Source organism: Paenibacillus sp. 37 (genome assembly GCF_008386395.1).
GTDB classification, from domain to species: domain Bacteria; phylum Bacillota; class Bacilli; order Paenibacillales; family Paenibacillaceae; genus Paenibacillus; species Paenibacillus amylolyticus_B.
Genome location: NZ_CP043761.1, coordinates 4623168 through 4640989, shown reverse-complemented (window position 1 = coordinate 4640989; position 17822 = coordinate 4623168). Strand labels below are relative to the sequence as shown.

General features: G+C 47.1%; 22 protein-coding genes. 20 read left to right on the top strand and 2 right to left on the bottom strand.

The annotated features are described in order from the left end of the window. Positions 1-3: 3 nt before the first annotated feature. Positions 4-996, bottom strand: a complete 993-nt coding sequence (locus F0220_RS19940; RefSeq protein WP_047843628.1) for a DUF1385 domain-containing protein — start codon at positions 994-996, stop codon at positions 4-6. Positions 997-1209: 213 nt separating this feature from the next. Here F0220_RS19940 and F0220_RS19935 point away from each other — a divergent pair, with 213 nt between their 5' ends. The 5 genes from F0220_RS19935 (at position 1210) to F0220_RS19915 (ending at position 5711) form a co-directional block, all read left to right on the top strand. After that, entirely contained in the window at positions 1210-1788 is a 579-nt protein-coding gene (locus F0220_RS19935) for a YqhR family membrane protein (protein WP_091018144.1), read from the top strand. Positions 1789-1864: 76 nt separating this feature from the next. Next, on the top strand, positions 1865-2308 hold the full coding sequence (gene aroQ, locus F0220_RS19930; protein WP_036614400.1) for a type II 3-dehydroquinate dehydratase: 444 nt from the start codon (positions 1865-1867) through the stop codon (positions 2306-2308). A 39-nt stretch (positions 2309-2347) separates the two neighbouring features. Further along, the gene (locus F0220_RS19925; RefSeq protein ID WP_105599539.1) at positions 2348-3421 is read left to right on the top strand and encodes a M24 family metallopeptidase; all 1074 of its coding nucleotides are present in this window, start codon (positions 2348-2350) and stop codon (positions 3419-3421) included. A 288-nt stretch (positions 3422-3709) separates the two neighbouring features. Beyond that, a complete protein-coding gene (gene efp / locus F0220_RS19920) occupies positions 3710-4267 on the top strand; it encodes an elongation factor P (protein WP_017687580.1) in 558 nt (185 codons plus the stop codon). Positions 4268-4457: 190 nt separating this feature from the next. Continuing rightward, positions 4458-5711, top strand: coding sequence for an aspartate kinase (locus F0220_RS19915; protein ID WP_149846725.1), 1254 nt, complete (start codon positions 4458-4460; stop codon positions 5709-5711). A gap of 82 nt (positions 5712-5793) precedes the next feature. On the opposite strand, the gene F0220_RS19910 is transcribed toward F0220_RS19915, so the two are convergent. Then, entirely contained in the window at positions 5794-6543 is a 750-nt protein-coding gene (locus F0220_RS19910) for a 2-phosphosulfolactate phosphatase (RefSeq protein ID WP_091018142.1), read from the bottom strand. A gap of 263 nt (positions 6544-6806) precedes the next feature. On the opposite strand from F0220_RS19910, the gene spoIIIAA reads away from it, so the two are divergent. The 15 genes from spoIIIAA to folD all read left to right on the top strand — a co-directional run bounded on the left by spoIIIAA (position 6807) and on the right by folD (position 17815). Beyond that, a complete protein-coding gene (spoIIIAA, locus tag F0220_RS19905; protein ID WP_036674989.1) occupies positions 6807-7811 on the top strand; it encodes a stage III sporulation protein AA in 1005 nt (334 codons plus the stop codon). Beyond that, on the top strand, positions 7804-8322 hold the full coding sequence (spoIIIAB, locus tag F0220_RS19900) for a stage III sporulation protein SpoIIIAB (RefSeq protein ID WP_036614389.1): 519 nt from the start codon (positions 7804-7806) through the stop codon (positions 8320-8322). Before spoIIIAA ends, spoIIIAB begins: the two co-directional genes overlap by 8 nt. Before the next feature lie 29 nt (positions 8323-8351). Then, positions 8352-8555: a stage III sporulation protein AC gene (spoIIIAC, locus tag F0220_RS19895; protein ID WP_017687585.1), complete on the top strand. Its 204-nt coding sequence runs from the start codon at positions 8352-8354 to the stop codon at positions 8553-8555. Between the two features lie 32 nt (positions 8556-8587). Continuing rightward, positions 8588-8977: a stage III sporulation protein AD gene (gene spoIIIAD / locus F0220_RS19890; protein WP_017687586.1), complete on the top strand. Its 390-nt coding sequence runs from the start codon at positions 8588-8590 to the stop codon at positions 8975-8977. Between the two features lie 68 nt (positions 8978-9045). Further along, positions 9046-10188 carry a stage III sporulation protein AE gene (gene spoIIIAE, locus F0220_RS19885; protein WP_373419868.1) on the top strand — a complete coding sequence of 381 codons (1143 nt, stop codon included), beginning with the start codon at positions 9046-9048 and terminating at the stop codon, positions 10186-10188. A 31-nt stretch (positions 10189-10219) separates the two neighbouring features. Next, complete coding sequence (spoIIIAF, locus tag F0220_RS19880; RefSeq protein WP_179198579.1) at positions 10220-11050, top strand: stage III sporulation protein AF; 831 nt, start codon at positions 10220-10222, stop codon at positions 11048-11050. A gap of 15 nt (positions 11051-11065) precedes the next feature. After that, positions 11066-11704, top strand: a complete 639-nt coding sequence (gene spoIIIAG / locus F0220_RS19875) for a stage III sporulation protein AG (RefSeq protein WP_091018137.1) — start codon at positions 11066-11068, stop codon at positions 11702-11704. 66 nt (positions 11705-11770) lie between these two features. Next, entirely contained in the window at positions 11771-12601 is an 831-nt protein-coding gene (locus F0220_RS19870; RefSeq protein ID WP_105599537.1) for a SpoIIIAH-like family protein, read from the top strand. Positions 12602-12740: 139 nt separating this feature from the next. Then, a complete protein-coding gene (gene accB, locus F0220_RS19865) occupies positions 12741-13205 on the top strand; it encodes an acetyl-CoA carboxylase biotin carboxyl carrier protein (protein WP_091018285.1) in 465 nt (154 codons plus the stop codon). Between the two features lie 55 nt (positions 13206-13260). Continuing rightward, the gene (accC, locus tag F0220_RS19860; RefSeq protein WP_091018133.1) at positions 13261-14604 is read left to right on the top strand and encodes an acetyl-CoA carboxylase biotin carboxylase subunit; all 1344 of its coding nucleotides are present in this window, start codon (positions 13261-13263) and stop codon (positions 14602-14604) included. A gap of 216 nt (positions 14605-14820) precedes the next feature. Continuing rightward, the gene (locus tag F0220_RS19855) at positions 14821-15231 is read left to right on the top strand and encodes an Asp23/Gls24 family envelope stress response protein (RefSeq protein WP_017687593.1); all 411 of its coding nucleotides are present in this window, start codon (positions 14821-14823) and stop codon (positions 15229-15231) included. A gap of 146 nt (positions 15232-15377) precedes the next feature. After that, positions 15378-15917, top strand: coding sequence for an alkaline shock response membrane anchor protein AmaP (gene amaP / locus F0220_RS19850; RefSeq protein WP_017687594.1), 540 nt, complete (start codon positions 15378-15380; stop codon positions 15915-15917). Between the two features lie 14 nt (positions 15918-15931). Further along, the gene (locus F0220_RS19845) at positions 15932-16165 is read left to right on the top strand and encodes a DUF2273 domain-containing protein (RefSeq protein ID WP_017687595.1); all 234 of its coding nucleotides are present in this window, start codon (positions 15932-15934) and stop codon (positions 16163-16165) included. A 222-nt stretch (positions 16166-16387) separates the two neighbouring features. After that, positions 16388-16840, top strand: coding sequence for a transcription antitermination factor NusB (nusB, locus tag F0220_RS19840; protein ID WP_017687596.1), 453 nt, complete (start codon positions 16388-16390; stop codon positions 16838-16840). 117 nt (positions 16841-16957) lie between these two features. After that, on the top strand, positions 16958-17815 hold the full coding sequence (gene folD, locus F0220_RS19835) for a bifunctional methylenetetrahydrofolate dehydrogenase/methenyltetrahydrofolate cyclohydrolase FolD (RefSeq protein ID WP_017687597.1): 858 nt from the start codon (positions 16958-16960) through the stop codon (positions 17813-17815). Positions 17816-17822: the final 7 nt, after the last annotated feature.

The window sequence follows — 17822 nt, the reverse complement described above, 5'->3', positions numbered from 1 at the left end:
CATTCACCCTTTCACAGGATCGAGTGTTGCAACAGGTACTTCTGACGTAGCAGAGACATTGGCAAGCTTGGCATCCAACTCACGCATACGGTTAAACGAAGCAATGGATACTTCTACCTGTTCGTTGGTCGGTTCTTTTGTTGTCAGCAATTGCAGCCACAATCCCGGGTATCCAAGATAACGCAGTACAGGAATATCACGTACCGAATTCGTGAGCTTTAACAGTTCAAAAGAAATGCCTAGCACAACTGGCAATAACAACAGACGCTGACCCATCCGTTCCCAGAGGTTATCGTACGTGAAGAGGGAGTATAGAAACACTCCGATAATGACAGTCAACATAATGAAGCTGCTTCCGCAGCGGTAGTGCAGTCGGCTGTACTTTTGCACGTTCTCCGGTGTCAGTTCTTCACCAGCTTCATGTGCGCTGATTACTTTGTGTTCCGCCCCATGATACTGGAAGAGACGTTTAATCATCGGTGTCTGTGAGATTAACCACAGATAAGCGAGTAACAGGATCAGCTTAATGCCGCCTTCCAGTAAATTATGCAGAAACTGATTGTCGAATGCATTTTTGAATAGAAAATTCTCGATAACAACAGGAAGCAATGTGAGCACAACTTTACCAAAAAGGAATGAAAGGATGGCGACGGCGGTCACACCAATGATCATGCTTAGGCTCCAGCCCGAACCTTCTTTCTCTTTTTGCTTGGCTTTCTCTTCAGGTTCCAGTTCATCATCAGCATAGGCGTCAGCAGAATAATTGAGATGTCTGCTACCTTTGACACTTGAATCTATAATGCTGACAATTCCGCGTAATAAAGGAATCCGCCGCAATTTCATGACCCAGGACTTGTCTTGCTTGGGAACTTCCAGATACGTAATTTCGCCGTCTTTTCTACGAACAGCTGTAACGTTGACATGTTTCCCACCGAACATTACGCCTTCAATGACAGCTTGCCCCCCATAGCTGACAGGCTTGGATTGTTGAGGCAAATTATTCACCTTCCTATTCTGTTCTAGGCCTTCGCGATCAAAGGCAGTTTAATAACCCTATTGTATCGAATTTTAAGACCAATTTCTAGTTTGTGAGTCAAACCTTGAAGGATGTTGTTAAGATTGTCCTGTTTTGAACATACTACCTCGTAGAATCGGAGCGGAAATTTGAGGCATAATGCGGGATTATCAACTGAATGAAGGAGAATATCGATGACAGAACGTAAGCATGAAGATACATCACAAGATGAAGGTCAACGACCCAATGAGCGGCAGCCAAAGTACAAGGGCAGGCGCCCTACCCAGAGGCAAGGTCAAGCACACTACTACACCAAGCCATTTTCCTTTGCGTTAGAGCTTGGCTTTTTTGCCGGTTTTATCTGGGGTGGGCTGCATTGGCTATTCTATCTGTTGCATTTTACGATTGTACCTGTCGGATTTCTGGCCGAGCCTTTTTTCAAACATGAATATATATATACCGCAGCAGGACATTTGACAGGTTGGCTGTTTTTTATCGTCTTTTCCATCTTGGCATCCTTGTTATACACGTTCACGATTAGAAAACTGAAAGGGCCGTTACCCGGCATGGTGTATGGAATCGTCTGGTGGCTGATTCTCTTTATCCTGGTAGGACCCAAACTGGGGATGATGAAACCTTTGAATGGTTTAACGTGGGATTCAATCATCACGGAACTCTGTTTCTTTTTGCTGTGGGGGCTGTTCATTGGTTACACGGTAGCCATGGAGTACACGGACGAACGCAAACGCGAGCCGGAGCAAGCGGGGGCATAGCGCAAAAAAGCTTCTCAATCCGGCAATGGCTGTGTTAAAATAGCAGATGGTTATTTGCAGAGAGGGTGGAGCAGCGATGAAACGAATTATTGTGATCAATGGTCCGAACCTGAACATGCTTGGTGTACGCGAACCGGGCATCTATGGAACGCTTAGTCTGAAGGATATTGAGGACAAAATTCGCAGACAGGCTGACGAAATTGGCGTCTCCATCGCTTTTTATCAATCGAACCATGAAGGGGACATCATTGACCGCATTCATGCAGCGATGGGTGAGGCAGACGGAATAATACTGAATGCCGGAGCATTTACCCATTATAGCTATGCTATACGTGATGCAATCAATGCTGTAAAAGTCCCTACGGTTGAAGTACATCTATCCAACATTCATGCACGCGAAGCGTTCAGACATCATTCAGTGATTGCAGCGGAAACAATCGGGCAGATTGCCGGATTTGGCGAAGTAAGCTATGAACTGGGATTGCTGGCTCTTGTGCGTCATCTGGACAAACAAACCTGAGCCGGGAACCCGGGAATGTGAGAGAAAGAAGGGTTACCGATGGAAAACAAACGAGTAAATAAGTTGCGTGAAGCCATGCGTGAGCATGAACTCACTGCAATGCTGATTACAAACCCGATTAACCGTCGTTATATGACGGGCTTTACAGGCTCGGCGGGATATGTGCTGATTACGGAACAGGATGCATATCTGCTGACTGATTTCCGCTATATGTCACAAGCGCCTCAGCAAGCCAAAGGATTTACCGTTGTGGAGCATGGAGCTAAGCCGATGGATACGGTGCGCGAATTGCTGACATCCGCGAATATCAAAGAAGTGGGCTTCGAGCAGGATAGCGTCACATTTGGCACGCATTCCGCTTATGCTGAAGCACTTCAATCTATCGAACTGGAAGCTGTATCCGGGATCGTGGAGCAACTTCGTATGTTCAAGGATGAAGATGAGATCGCGGTTATGCAGAGAGCAGCAGATCTGGCGGATGCCACGTTCAGCCACGTTTTGCAGTTTGCAAAACCAGGTATGACGGAGCGTGAAGTGGATCTGGAGATGGAGTTTTTCATGCGTAAACATGGAGCAACGTCCTCTTCGTTTGACACCATTGTAGCATCGGGTGAACGTTCTGCTATGCCTCACGGTGTAGCGAGCAGCAAGGTCATCGGACAGAATGAGTTAATTACATTTGACTTTGGTGCACTTTTGGACGGATACTGTTCAGATCTGACACGTACCATTGCAACAGGTACACCTGTACCTGAGCTGCGCAAAATTTATGACATTGTACTGGAAGCTCAGTTACATACGCTGGAGAACCTGAAACCGGGCATGACCGGACGGGAAGCAGATGCATTGGCTCGTGATATCATTGCAGGTCACGGATATGGAGATCAATTCGGACACAGCACAGGCCACGGCCTGGGTATGGAAGTTCACGAAGCTCCACGCTTGTCCAAGCTTAGCGACGATGTATTGAAACCGGGTATGGTTGTTACCGTTGAACCGGGTATATATATTGACGGGCTTGGCGGCGTGCGAATCGAGGATGATGTAGTGATTACCGAGACGGGTATTCATATTCTAACGAAGTCGGACAAGAAGTTCACCGTAATCGGCTAAATTACAGCCACAGGGATATAAGACGATTTTTAATGTGTTATTTAAATTGGAAATAAGAAATTTCACCATAACGGAGAGTGCAGAACCAATCTGAAGAAGCGAAGCGTTCGCCTTTATCACCGAATTTTCCCATTGATAATGGGATCAAAAAATCTGGGGATAACAGCGATCCGAGGATGGTACTGCAATCGAAGTGAACGAGGTGGCCATTCTTGGGCTCATTTTACATATAACATTAATCCATCGTCTTATATCACCTACTTTTAACCATATCAGGAGGGATTTTTTGTGATTTCAGTAAACGATTTTAAAACAGGCTTGACCGTGCAAGTAGATAACGATATCTATACCGTGCTTGATTTCCAACACGTTAAACCAGGTAAAGGCGCTGCCTTCGTACGTTCCAAATTGAAAAACCTGCGTAACGGTAACACCGTTGAAAAAACATTCCGTGCAGGCGAAACGATTGGTCGTGCCATCATCGAAAACCGTGGCGTATCCTACCTATATGCAAGCGGTACAGAGCACACATTCATGGATAACGAAACATATGATCAGTTCACATTAACTAGTGATCAACTGGAATGGGAATTGAACTTCCTGAAAGAAAACATGGTCGTTAAGATTGTTAGCTACCAAGGTGAAATCCTGGGAATCGACTTGCCAACAAGCGTTGAGTTGAAAGTTATCGAGACTGAGCCAAGTGTTAAAGGTAACACTGCACAAGGCGCTACCAAAAATGCAAAAGTGGAAACAGGCTTGAACGTACAGGTTCCTTTGTTCATTAACGAAGGTGACGTTCTCCTGATTGACACACGTGAAGGTAAATACTCTTCCCGTGCGTAACTTTCACAGCTTGTAAGCTAAAAAAGGTTATTAACAACCCTTTGCCATTCCTTTGGCAGAGGGTTTTTTCGAAAAAAGATTAGCCTATCAGGCGCTTTCGTAATATACTGGGTTAAAGTCATTTCTCGTAGAGAATAATGACGATGGACATTAATTATGCATACTGCACAAGGTAGGGAGTGGATTTGCGTTGTCATTGTACGTCATGAAATTTGGGGGCAGCTCGGTCGGAGATACAGAACGCATGAAGCGTGTAGCCGGACGTGTTGTAGAAAAAGCTGATGAAGGACATCGGTGCGTAGTCGTGGTTTCGGCCATGGGGGATACAACAGATGATTTGATTGATCAGGCAAAACAACTGAATAGTGATCTGCCTGCTCGTGAGATGGATATGCTCTTAACGACAGGAGAACAGATTTCGATCTCTTTGTTATCGATGGCTATTCAAGCGCTTGGACGTAAGGCAGTATCGTTTACGGGCTGGCAAGCGGGATTCCGCACAGAGCCGGTTCACGGAAAAGCACGTATTCATGACATTCAACCTGACCGTGTGAATGCAGCACTTGCCGAGGGAAACATTGTTATTGTTGCAGGCTTCCAGGGCATGACGGAAGACGGCGAGATCACAACGCTGGGTCGTGGTGGTTCGGATACCACAGCTGTAGCGCTGGCGGCAGCAATTAAGGCTGATGCGTGTGAGATCTATACGGATGTAGACGGAATCTATTCTACGGACCCGCGGATCGTTAAGGTTGCGCGCAAGCTGAAGGAAATATCCTATGACGAAATGCTGGAACTTGCTAATTTGGGAGCAGCGGTGCTGCATCCGCGTGCAGTAGAGTACGCGAAGCATTCCGGTGTACCTTTAATTGTAAGATCCAGCTTTAACCATAATGAAGGAACGGTTGTGAAGGAGGAAGCAACAATGGAACAAGGCGTAGTGGTTAGTGGTATTGCCTATGACAAAAACGTGGCTCGCATCAGTATTCTGGGTGTGCCGGATGTACCAGGAGTTCTGGCCGAAGTATTTGGTGCGCTTGCATCCAATCAGCTGGATGTGGACATTATCGTTCAGAGCGGAGTGATGGATGGCAAAGCGGACTTCTCGTTCTCTGTGGCGCTGTCTGACCGTGAGAACGCATTACGTGTCATTGAAGGCCTTCACAGCCGCTTGCCTTACCGTGAAGTCACATCTGAGGAGAACCTCGTTAAAATCTCCATTGTTGGCGCAGGTATGGTCAGTCACCCGGGTGTAGCTGCGAAGATGTTCAAAGTTATTTCCGCTGAAGGCGTGAGTATCAAGATGGTGAGCACTTCCGAGATCAAAGTATCTTGTGTTATTGACGGAGATAAGCTGCATGACGTCATTAAGGCATTGCATACAGCATATGATCTCGACACTGCCGAGCAAGCCGTTATCGGTGGACCTCAAGATCGCAGATAAGTATCTTCTGTGTATGTAAATTAGCAAAGGTGTACTGTTGCCAACGGGCAGCAGTACACCTTTTTTTTTCTCATGGCCATTCTCACATCAACTTGAACATCTTTTCCCCGCGTATGCCTCTATATGGTTGCATGAGGTTCCCCTCCCCCATCTCGGGAACACAATCCAGCAAGTTTAATTGAGAACAATATGAAATGTCATGGACCCTGCCTAACTTTTCAAGCCTACGCCCGCTAACAGATCCCTGCACCAGCTCCGGGATGCTCTCCTGACATTGGGATACCGCCTGATGAAGTACTATGCCGAGATCGTTTAGTTGGATGGGAGAGCAGGATTGACGGTGCAGTTCGTCGATGATACATCCAGCACACAAGGCGTCCTCCAGTGCAAATTCATCCTGATTCCCCGCACATAACAGCAATACATCTCGTTGAAGTTGGCAGAGAACTGCTGCGACAGCCCTGACATTGAGTAATGATCCAGCTAGTACATGTTTCGCCCTGGAAGCTTTAATCAAGGCTCGGGTTCCATCGGTTGTGGTCAGGATGATCGTTTTATTAGCAATGTCCTTAGTCATATATTCATAGGGGGAATTACCCACCTCGAATCCGGTGATTTTTTTGTCAAAACGCTCCCCGCCTCGAATGCAATCTTTCACTTCCATTTGTTTGGCTTGTGGAACGGTCTCTACGGCAATCACAGCCAAAGCGTCATACGCCAGAGCCGTAACAATTGTACTGGTCGTACACAATACATCAATGACAACTGCACTTCGCCCTGCAATATCAATAGTACGTACTTCATTCACATTGCCAACGACATCAACTCGCACTCCCCACAACTCCTTTCTGTATCTGGGGATCGGTAGTTCTGTTTTGAACCGGAATGGAACTTACCTATCTGCAATTACTATATGCATGAACATCTAGACGGGTGCCTAGAACAGAAGGTGCATCTATGGTTTCAACTCTCAACCGTATTCTGAAGAATTGATAGATTTCAGCGTCATAAAATAAATGTACAGGCATAAACTTGAGATATGAACAAGCGCCAGAAGTGTGAACCAAATGATCTCAAGGTTGGAGGAGCCTACTCATGAAGGTGAACTGGAGGGAACTTTTTCCGGAACCGATCCGAACCATTCTTGGAAGAATGCCACCCGCTCTATTGGAACAAGTGGAGGAAGTACGTATTCGTGAAGGCAGACCCCTGGAGATTAATGCAGGCAACACATACCACTTCCTGACACCTCAAGGTTGTCCAACCGGGAATCCTGAAGAAGCGTATGTTCCTCAGAAAGAAGTGACGCACAGGTTGCTGGATCTGATCAGTAACCATTCACTTTATACATTGGAAGAGGAACTGCGCAAAGGGTTCATCACCATACCTGGAGGACATCGAATCGGGCTTGCTGGCCGAACGGTACTGAGCGGTGGGCGTGTCGAATACCTGCGTGACATCAACGGGTTTAACGTTCGGGTAGCCCGTGAGGTACATGGAGTAGCTGATCGTATCCTTCCTTATCTTCTCGATATGAAGAGCGGACAGGTCCTGCACACGTTGATCCTATCACCACCACAACAAGGGAAAACGACGTTGCTGCGAGATCTGGCGAGACAAATTAGCAGTGGTACAAAGCTTACAGGGGGAACTGAACTGGTTCAGGGAATACGTCCGCGTCTGAAAGTGGGCATTGTGGATGAAAGGTCCGAAATCGCTGGTAGCTACAAAGGAGTACCTGGCTTCGACGTAGGTCCCCGAACAGATGTGATGGACGGTTGTCCGAAGGCTGAGGGCATGATGATGATGCTTCGCTCCATGTCGCCCGATGTCCTGATTGTGGACGAGATCGGTCGTCCGGAGGATGCCGAAGCGGTGATGGAAGCCCTGCATGCAGGAGTCTCAGTGATTGCGACTGCTCATGGCCGTGACCTATCGGAGCTGTCGGCCAGACCCGCCCTCAGAACCTTAATTACGGAGCAGATGTTTCAACGTTATGTCCAGCTGCAACGGACGAGCCGGGGCATGACCTTTCGGCTGGCTGATGGCAAAATGCGTGGGTTGCAGCAGACCGGGGCAGGAGGTGAAGCCTTTGGTTAACATGTTTGGTGCGGTAATTATTCTGTTAGCCAGCACCCTCGCCGGTTTTTACAAGGCCAGACAGTATGCATTAAGACCGAGACAGTTGCGAGAACTGATTGCAGCCCTCCAGCGACTAATGACGGAGATTAACTATGGGCTCACTCCACTTCCCGATGCCATGGGCAAGATGGGAGCACAGACCAAAGAACCTGTAAAGACGCTGTTTCTTCATGCAGCTACACAGATGGAACCTCCTCATGGACTCACTGCCCGGGAAAGTCTGCAGTCAGGCGTGGATCTGGCGTGGGGAAGATCGGCCATGAAGGCTGACGAGAAGGAAGTGATGTTGCAACTAAGCTTCAGCCTTGGCACAAGTGACCGTCAGGATCAGACCAAACATATATCGTTAGCCATTCAACAACTAATGCATGAGGAATCTCGCGCTCAGGCCGATCAAATGAAATATGAACGAATGAGCCGAAGCCTCGGGATGCTTGTCGGAGCGTTAATCGTCATTCTGATCTTCTGAAATAGCCGGGATAGTGAGGTGCCAAGGTCATGAATCTAGAAGTGAACGCAATCTTTCAAATTGCGGGTATCGGAATCATCATCGCCATGATTCACACGGTACTGAAACAAATGGGAAAGGAAGATATGGCTCACTGGGTGACCGTAATCGGATTTGTCGTTGTATTGTTCATGGTGGTCCGTATGCTGGACAGCCTGCTACAAGAGATCAAATCGATATTTCTTTTTCAATGAAAAACGGTCATGAAGCCGGATGGTGGTGACCTGTGGAAATTATCCAAGTTGTAGGTTTGGCGCTCATCGCAACAGTGCTCATTCTGGTTATTAAGGAACAGAAACCCATGTTTGCTTTTCTGATTGCTGCCGCGACCGGCATTGTCATCTTCATGTTGTTGATTGGCAAAATCGGTGCAGTCATCGAAGTGTTGAAGCGGCTTGCCGAGAATTCAGGCATGGAAAGTATTTATCTGAAAACGGTGCTGAAAATTATTGGCATAGCGTACATCGCTGAATTTGGCGCACAGATTGTCAGGGATGCAGGTCAGGAGAGCATTGCGTCCAAGATCGAACTGGCTGGTAAGGTACTGATCCTTGTACTTGCTATACCGATCATCAGCATTATTATCGAAACCGTCATGAAGCTGATGCCGGTGTAGAAAGGGCGTGCGGACTTCATATGAAATCAATGCATCATAAGCCGCAGTGGCGCCTTACGGTTGTGCTGATGCTCTGTTTTCTGTTTGGTATCCTGGGACAGGTTACTGCAACCTCGCCTTCCGGTGAGTGGATGGAGCAGCAGGCCGATCAGCTTCCCAAGGATCAGGTGGAGAAATACTGGGATCAACTGATGCAACAATACGGTGGTTTCTTCCCGGAAGGGAAGACCCCTTCCTTCATGGATATGTTAATCCCCGGCAATGAAGGGTTCAGCCTGAAATCAGTGTTTGTGGCGATCGGAACCTTCATGCTGCATGAAATTTTATATAATGGCAAGCTTCTGGTCACGATTGTGATGTTAAGCGTACTCAGCATGATTCTGGAGACGCTTCAGACTGCATTTGAGAAAAATAATATTAGCAAAATCGCCTATTCCATCTGTTATATGGTCATCATCATTATTGCAATCAACAGCTTCAGTGTGGCGATTGGATACGCCAAGGATGCCATAACTGGCATGATCAACTTCATGATGGCCATGGTTCCCTTGTTATTCACACTGCTTGCGTCCATGGGTAATGTCATCACCGTCTCGGTGACACATCCACTCATCATTTTCATGATTCATCTGGTGAGTACGTTGATTCACTTGCTGGTATTCCCGTTACTCTTCTTCTCAGCTGTTCTGCATCTCGTCAGTTCATTGTCTGACAAGTACAAGCTGACACAGCTGGCAGACCTCCTGCGCAATATTAGTGTGGCACTGCTGGGTATCCTGCTGACGATGTTTCTGGGTGTAATCTCGGTTCAGGGAGCATCGGGCTCCGTAGCGGATGGAGTTAGCCTGAAGGCCGCCAAATACATCGCAGGCAATTTTGTCCCTGTCGTGGGCAGAACATTTGCGGATGCGACGGATACGGTAATTACAGCTTCTTTACTTGTCAAAAATGCAATTGGACTCACCGGAGTGATCATCATTTTGTTTCTATGTGCCTTTCCGGCACTCAAGATCCTGGCTCTTGCCTTGATATACAACGTAACTGGTGCCATTATGCAACCGCTTGGAGACACCCCGATTGTAGGATGCCTCCAGGCCATCGGCAAGAGTATGATCTACGTATTTGCGGCGCTCGCAGCCGTCGGGCTGATGTTTTTTCTGGCAATTACCATCTTGTTGACCGCGGGCAATCTGACTGTCATGATGCGCTGAATGTATGTTGGCAAGAAAGGGGATGGAAAGGATGGGGTGGCTGAGCAACTGGCTCCAGGAATTGATTATGATCGTTCTGCTGGCGACTTTTGTGGATATGCTGTTGCCCAATCGATCCATGGAACGTTATGTCAAGCTTGTGCTGAGCCTTCTCATCCTGCTGACCCTTTTATCTCCCATAACTAAGCTCCTCAAAAGTGATCCGGTTGGCGAACTGAAACGGGCAATGTCGGCAATGGATGCGCCATCGGATGGGAATGCAACACTCGAACAGATATTAGCTCAGGGCAAGCGGCTGCAAGCGGGTGAACAGGAACAATCCTTACAATGGACAGCGAAAGAACTGGCTAATGTCATGAAAGGCCAGATTGAAGAAACAACAGGAGCGAAGGTTCGATCCGTAGAGGTACAGCTGGCAATGAGTAAATATGAAACCGAGATGGAAGCTGCCTCATCCGTCGAACTGCCTGTGATCCAGCGTGTGTTGGTCGAGATGGCCGGAGAGGATGCAGGAGGAGAAGTGAAGGCAGGGCAGCAAGAAATCGCTGCCAATACACAACCCATATTTGGAACAGACACAGAATCCGAGAAGGATGAAACACATCAAATACAGCAGCCCATCCAGATCGGTCAGATTGAAGTGCCTGATGTACAGATTGATGTGAGTAGAGGGCAACGTGATGGAAATGAAGCGTCTTCCGAACCTGTTATACGTGATCAGACAGATGAGACGAAGCAGCAAGGTGAGACATCCACAAGGTCCGAACATGCGGTGCAGATTATTACATTGTTGACTGAAAAGTGGGATGTTGATGCAAACAACGTTCAAGTGACAGAACCAAAAAGTGCTGAAGTGCTCTGAGAAGGAGGGTGTCCGATGAAACAATGGTTCAAAAAGATGGAAACCTGGATGGGTGGCGGAGAGGGTGGGGCAAGGCGAAATCAAACCTTCCGCTGGCTGATTATCCTGGGTTTGATCGGGGTGGGAATCATGCTGTTCAATTCCTTCGTCAATGTCAAAAAAATTGATTCCGAAAATATCGGTCGGGAACCACCGGACCCGGCAACATCCATGGCATCCATACAGAGTGATCCGTCAGAACAGAATCCTTTTCAGGCGATCGAAATTGCATTTGAAGACAAAATCAAAGGTGTGCTGGAAAACATTGTTGGTGTGGGAACGGTTGATGTGATGGTTACCGTGGATTCCACAGAGGAATTAGTCGTTCAGCGGAATGTGAAGGATTCTCAGCAACTTACCGAAGAAACTGATGCTAGCGGGGGCAAGCGACATATGACGCAATATACCCGTGATGGCGAGATTATTACGTACGAAATATCAGGGGATCAGACACCTATAGTGACCAAAAAGCTCAAACCGCAGATCCGTGGGGTGCTTGTGGTTGCCAGGGGTGCAGAGAACAAGGTTGTGAAGGACCTGATAACCGATGCTGTGGAAAAAGGACTGAATGTGGCAGCCTACCGGATCTCGGTTGTACCGCGCAAACAAGACTAATCTGATGTGTTGAATCACAAGATTCAATTCTCATAAGATTGAAGCTAATTTGAGGAGGAAGTTCTAATGAATAACAAACGCCAAACGGTATGGCTCGTTTCCATGCTGAGTCTGATGGTCATTTTGTCCGCGTATTATCTGTTCACTGAAGATTCCGGTCCAGCCAACGCGCCGGTGGCTGACAGTCAGCAAGTGGATGGAATCAAGCAAGGGGAAGCCAAGGAGACGGCAGGCATTCTTGATCCTACAGAAGGTTTGGTTGTGAATGAAGTGGTGAATAGCGGCGAAGTTGAAAGTGATCCAAGTGCGGCTGGCGCTGTGGAAGAACCGGCGGCTTCAGAAGGTAAAGAAGCTGGAAATACAGAGAAAACACCTGCTGTCGAACCAGGCGAGAATAAGGGTGAGGCAGGCAAAGAAACCAACAAAGAGACCGACAAAGGGGCAACAACAACACCGGAGACAGACGGTCAGGCAGGAGGCACTGCAACGAAGACAGATGAGGAAGTCCTCAAGGAAATGGAAGAGCAGAATACGACAGCATCTGCAAGCAGCCAGTTCCAGAACTACCAATGGCAGCGTGAAGAGAGCAACAATCGCAAGTATGAGGAACTGATGACCGTAGCAGGTGATCTGAGCAAAACGCCAGAGGAGAATGCCAAAGCAACGGAGCAACTCCGCACACTGGAAGAAAAAGAAGCTAAAATCACTGGCATTGAAGAGACGCTCTCTCAACAGTTCGCTAATGCGATCGTTGAAGAAGATGCCGACAAGTATAAAGTTGTGGTCCTCAGTGACAAACTGGATGTAAAACAGGCGGTATCCATTGTGGATCTGGTGATGAAAGAATTGGCGGTTTCACAGAACAAAATCAGCGTGCAATACGTCACAGAACAGTAATCCAAATCATGGAAATGCAGTCCCGGGAGCTGGTTGTACTCTCGGGCTCTTTCCATTTTTAATGATTATGATATAATACATAAAGCCATATGACCGTCCTAGTGAGACTGGCATGATGCCGAAGGAGTGAATAATGGAAATGTTTAAATTGAGTGAAATCAAAGAACTGATTAAACTGGTAGATGAAAGTTCCGTTCAAGAATTGGAAATTGAAAATGAAGGATCACGGTTATCGATCCGCAAACCGGGCAAAACGGAGTATGTTCAAGCAGCTGCTGTGCAACCGCAAATGATTGCTGCTCCGCAAGTACAGCCGGCAGCAGTGGTAAATGAAGCTGCACCGCAGGTCGATACTACAAGTCATTTACATAAAATTGTATCTCCGATGGTAGGTACTTTTTACAGAGCTTCCTCGCCGGAAGCAGGTCCTTTTGTGAGCGCTGGTGATAAAGTTGTTGAGAAAACAACGGTATGTATCATCGAAGCTATGAAGCTGATGAACGAGCTTGATGCGGACATCAAGGGAGAAATCGTTGAAGTGCTGGTTGAGAACGGACAGCTGGTCGAGTATGGGCAGCCCCTTTTCCTGGTGAAACCGGAATAACCGTTATAGCTGGTTAACAGCTAACCGCATGAGCTTCGAAGGAGGACAAAACGAAATGAAATTTCAAAAAATACTGATTGCGAACCGTGGAGAGATTGCGGTACGTATTATTCGTGCCTGCCGTGAAATCGGCATCTCAACGGTAGCCGTCTATTCGGAAGCGGACAAAGATTCTCTGCATGTTCGTCTTGCAGATGAGGCTTATTGTATCGGACCGACACTGTCTAAGGACAGTTACCTCAACTTCACAAACCTGATGAGTGTAGCCACACTGACGGAATGTGATGCAATCCACCCTGGTTACGGTTTTTTGGCGGAGAATGCTGACTTTGCAGAAATCTGTGGTTCCTGCAACATTACATTCATCGGTCCTTCACCCGAAGCCATTACCAAAATGGGAGACAAGGCTGTTGCCAAACAGACGATGAAAGATGCAGGAGTACCTGTTATTCCTGGATCAGACGGCCTTGTTGAAAATATGGATGAAGCCATCATGATTGCTAGAGACATCGGATATCCTATCATTATCAAAGCTACTGCTGGTGGCGGAGGTAAGGGAATTCGTATTGCCGAAGATGAAGAAACGCTGATTAAGCAGATTACCGCTGCTCAGCAGGAAGCACAAAAGGCATTTGGCAATGCAGGTGTATATCTGGAGAAATTCCTGACAGGTATGAAACACGTGGAAATTCAGATCATTGCTGATAAACACGGAAATGCAGCACATTTGGGAGAGCGTGATTGTTCTGTTCAGCGTCGTCGCCAGAAATTGGTAGAAGAAGCTCCGTGTCCGATTCTCTCCGAAGATGTGCGCACACTGATGGGTGAAGCTGCGGTACGGGCTGCCCTTGCTGTGGACTACTCGGGAGCGGGTACATTGGAGTTCCTGCTCAGCCCGAATGGCGAGTTCTATTTCATGGAGATGAATACGCGTATTCAGGTAGAGCACCCGGTAACCGAGATGGTTACTGGCGTGGATCTGATCCGTGAGATGATCTCGGTAGCTGAGGGCAACCCACTCTCATTCCGTCAGGAAGACGTGGTTATCAATGGCTGGTCCATTGAATGTCGTATCAATGCAGAAGATCCGGACCGTAACTTTATGCCATCACCAGGCAAAATCGGATTCTACCTTGCACCAGGTGGACCTGGCGTTCGTGTAGATAGTGCTGCTTATCCGGGTTATACCATTTCACCTTTCTATGACTCCATGATCGCAAAATTGATCGTGTGGGGAGCGAATCGTGAAGAGGCGATTGCCAAGATGAAGCGTGCGCTTGGGGAATTTGCGATTGAAGGCATATCTACAACTATTCCTTTCCATCAGAAATTGCTGGAGCACCCAACGTTCATTCGTGGTGACTTTGATATCAAATTTCTTGAGGAAAACGAGATTTAAAAGGTATATTGGGCTTGTTTGTCATAATGTAGCCCAAATGATATAGTATGAATAATAAGAGCGCATGTCTCCTGCAAAGGATAAGCCCGCACCTCGCGGATGTTTGCAGGAGTTCCGGTAAAGCCGGACCGGAAGGGTCTGAAGGTTGATTAACCTGAGTCCAGCGCCCTGACGGATGGCCGCAAACTTATCTCGCGAAAGGTGTGTTGAACAGTTATGAGTACACTACCGACTGAATTTGAACGAACGGATATCGGTGAAATCCAGATCGCACCTGAAGTTATTGAAGTGATTGCTGGATTGGCGACCCTTGAAGTGAAAGGTGTTGCAGGCATGAGTGGTGGATTCGCTGGCGGATTTGCTGAATTGCTTGGTCGCAAAAACCTTTCCAAAGGCGTTAAAGTTGAAGTGGGCCAACGTGAAGCTGCAGTTGATGTTTCTGTAATTATCGAGTACGGATACCGTCTGCCACAGGTAGCTACGGAGATTCAACAGAACGTGAAACGTTCCATCGAGAACATGACAGGATTGAATGTGAATGAAGTGAATGTGCACATTCATGACGTTCAGTTCAAGAGCACCGAGAAAGTGGAAGAGATCGACCTGAACAGTCAGCGTGTAAAATAAAAGAAGACAGATTCCCCCGGCATCATCTGCCGGGGGTTATCCCGTCTTGGACAGGTCTTCATTATAGCGAAAGCTAGATGAGGATCTGATTTTTTGCTAGTGAACAGGTTAAGTCATGTTAGTGAGCAAGGGAGGCTGTGCAGTTCGTGGCTAAAATACTGGATCGGCTTCTGTTGTTTATATACAGCATAAGCGTTGGAGCAATATCGGCAGCCGTCATTCTTCTGATTAGCGGTGTGCTGCCTTACGAATTGAATTACCAGCAGGAACAAAACGTTATTGTTGCGTCGGTTATTGCAGCAGCGATTTTGTTTATCCTGAGTTTGCGATTTTTCTACATCTCGGTTCGGCGTGAGCGTGCATCGTTGCCGTCTGTAGATCAACGTACTGAGTTTGGTGATGTACAGATTTCGATGGAGACGATTGAGAATCTCTGTTTGAAGGCAACTTCCCGTTTCCGGGGAGTACGTGATGTCAAGGCACGCATACGTGTGGTCGAGTCAGGACTGGAGATTATGATCCGTGCAGTAGTGGATGGTGAGACACCTATTCCTGCGCTGACTTCTGATCTGCAAAAGGCGATTCATGATCATGTACAAGAGATTACGGGCATCCCGGTTTCTTTTGTCACGGTGTATATCGCTAATGTGACCCAGTCGCCTAACTACAAGAGTCGAGTGGAATGAGGTGAGTTTCACTGATGCTGTGGAAAGAGATTTGGGATAGTCACAGAGGCCGAATTACCGGAATTATCGGCGGCATCTTTTTTGGATTTCTTTATGTATGGATCGGTTTTTGGGATATGTTGTTCTTTGCACTCTTGGTGTTCATTGGTTATACGTTAGGCAGACGAAGCGATTCGAAGCTGGGTTCGTCCATTCCCTGGAGGGAGTGGGGACAATGGCTGGGCGATCGCTGGCGTCCGTTTAAGTGACCTACCTGAACCCTGCAATATGTTTCTTCCGAAAATAGAGCTGTAGTTTAGGTTGCCCGTTTTTTGGAGGAAACGTATTGCAGGTTTTTTTGTGAAAAGGGATAACAATAACAATACCGTGTAATCCATCGATCTAACCGATACAGGATTTGATGAGATGGATGCATGGATTATAAAATAAGCATGATGACGCTCCAGGCGGAGCGCTGCAGGAGGCAGGACATGAAAAGACGTTTGGCAAGGGAAATTGCAGTACAAAGTCTGTATCAGATGGAAATGAATGAGGTAGGTGCAGCAGAAGCTGTGAACATGTTGATCAATGAAGCTGCTGAAGATAATGAAACTGAAGTAGTTATCCGCGATGCAGATGTAATGCGTACTTATGTTACTGAGATTGTACAAGGAGCCTGGAACAATAAGGAAGCCATTGACGGTTTGCTTGTGGATTATTTGAAAGGTTGGCAGATTAGCCGTCTGTCACGTGTAGATCGCCAGATTCTACGACTGTCCACGTATGAAATGGTGTTCCGTGATGACATCCCGGCAAAGGTATCTGTCAATGAAGCGATTGAACTGTCCAAATATTTTGGTACAGAAGAATCCGGTAAATTCGTCAATGGTGTACTTGGACGCATGATTCAGGAAGTTGACGCCATTAAAGCAAAATTATCTTAAGTTATGATTAATTATAGTGTGTGTTCAAAAAGACCGGTTTTCAGTATCCTTCGTAATCAAAAGCGGGCTTTTTGAACAACCTCTAATTTTATATTCACATAAGGGAGAGAGAGTACAATGACAGCATCTATTATTAACGGTAAAGAAGTATCCCAAGAGATCCGCGCAAGCATGACAACAGAAGTAAAACAGCTTAGCGAACAGGGGGTAGTACCTGGTCTGGCTGTTGTGCTCGTCGGGGAAGATCCGGCATCCCAAGTCTATGTGCGTAATAAAGAAAAAGCATGTCACGACCTCGGTTTCTACTCCGAAGTGCATCGCTTGGATGCAGATACGTCCCAAGAAGATCTGCTTGCGCTGGTGGACAAGCTGAACAATCAACAATCCATTAACGGAATTTTGGTGCAACTCCCACTACCGAAACATATCGAAGAGAAAGCGGTTATTGATGCAATTGCCGTGGATAAAGACGTAGACGGGTTCCATCCAGTCAATGTTGGTAATCTTGTTATTGGGGACGATAGTCTGCTTCCATGTACCCCAGCGGGTGTAATTGAACTGATCAAGCGCACTGGATTGGAAATGTCCGGTAAACATGCGGTAGTCATCGGAAGAAGCAACATCGTTGGCAAACCGGTATCCCTGTTGCTCCAACGTGAGAATGCGACAGTAACCATGTGTCATTCCCGTACAGCCAACATGAAAGAAATTACACGCCAGGCGGACATTCTAGTTGTAGCCATCGGTCGTGCAAACTTTGTGGATGCTGATTTTGTGAAACCGGGTGCTGTGGTTATCGATGTCGGCATGAACCGTTTGGAGAATGGCAAACTGGCAGGAGACGTTGATTTCGAGAGTGTGAAAGAAGTTTCTGGTCCAATTACACCCGTTCCAGGTGGTGTTGGTCCGATGACAATCACAATGCTGATGCAAAATACATTGATCGCTGCCAAGCGCGCTCACGGATTGGCCTAGGGTTTTG

Excerpts from the sequence above, each read along its gene's own strand:
- F0220_RS19935 (WP_091018144.1), top strand. The coding sequence starts at position 1,210 with ATGACAGAACGTAAGCATGAAGATACATCACAAGATGAAGGTCAACGA.
- aroQ (WP_036614400.1), top strand. The coding sequence starts at position 1,865 with ATGAAACGAATTATTGTGATCAATGGTCCGAACCTGAACATGCTTGGT.
- F0220_RS19925 (WP_105599539.1), top strand. The coding sequence starts at position 2,348 with ATGGAAAACAAACGAGTAAATAAGTTGCGTGAAGCCATGCGTGAGCAT.
- spoIIIAA (WP_036674989.1), top strand. The coding sequence starts at position 6,807 with ATGAAGGTGAACTGGAGGGAACTTTTTCCGGAACCGATCCGAACCATT.
- spoIIIAC (WP_017687585.1), top strand. The coding sequence starts at position 8,352 with ATGAATCTAGAAGTGAACGCAATCTTTCAAATTGCGGGTATCGGAATC.
- spoIIIAE (WP_373419868.1), top strand. The coding sequence starts at position 9,046 with ATGCTCTGTTTTCTGTTTGGTATCCTGGGACAGGTTACTGCAACCTCG.
- spoIIIAF (WP_179198579.1), top strand. The coding sequence starts at position 10,220 with ATGGGGTGGCTGAGCAACTGGCTCCAGGAATTGATTATGATCGTTCTG.
- spoIIIAG (WP_091018137.1), top strand. The coding sequence starts at position 11,066 with ATGAAACAATGGTTCAAAAAGATGGAAACCTGGATGGGTGGCGGAGAG.
- F0220_RS19870 (WP_105599537.1), top strand. The coding sequence starts at position 11,771 with ATGAATAACAAACGCCAAACGGTATGGCTCGTTTCCATGCTGAGTCTG.
- accB (WP_091018285.1), top strand. The coding sequence starts at position 12,741 with ATGTTTAAATTGAGTGAAATCAAAGAACTGATTAAACTGGTAGATGAA.
- accC (WP_091018133.1), top strand. The coding sequence starts at position 13,261 with ATGAAATTTCAAAAAATACTGATTGCGAACCGTGGAGAGATTGCGGTA.
- F0220_RS19855 (WP_017687593.1), top strand. The coding sequence starts at position 14,821 with ATGAGTACACTACCGACTGAATTTGAACGAACGGATATCGGTGAAATC.
- F0220_RS19845 (WP_017687595.1), top strand. The coding sequence starts at position 15,932 with ATGCTGTGGAAAGAGATTTGGGATAGTCACAGAGGCCGAATTACCGGA.
- nusB (WP_017687596.1), top strand. The coding sequence starts at position 16,388 with ATGAAAAGACGTTTGGCAAGGGAAATTGCAGTACAAAGTCTGTATCAG.
- folD (WP_017687597.1), top strand. The coding sequence starts at position 16,958 with ATGACAGCATCTATTATTAACGGTAAAGAAGTATCCCAAGAGATCCGC.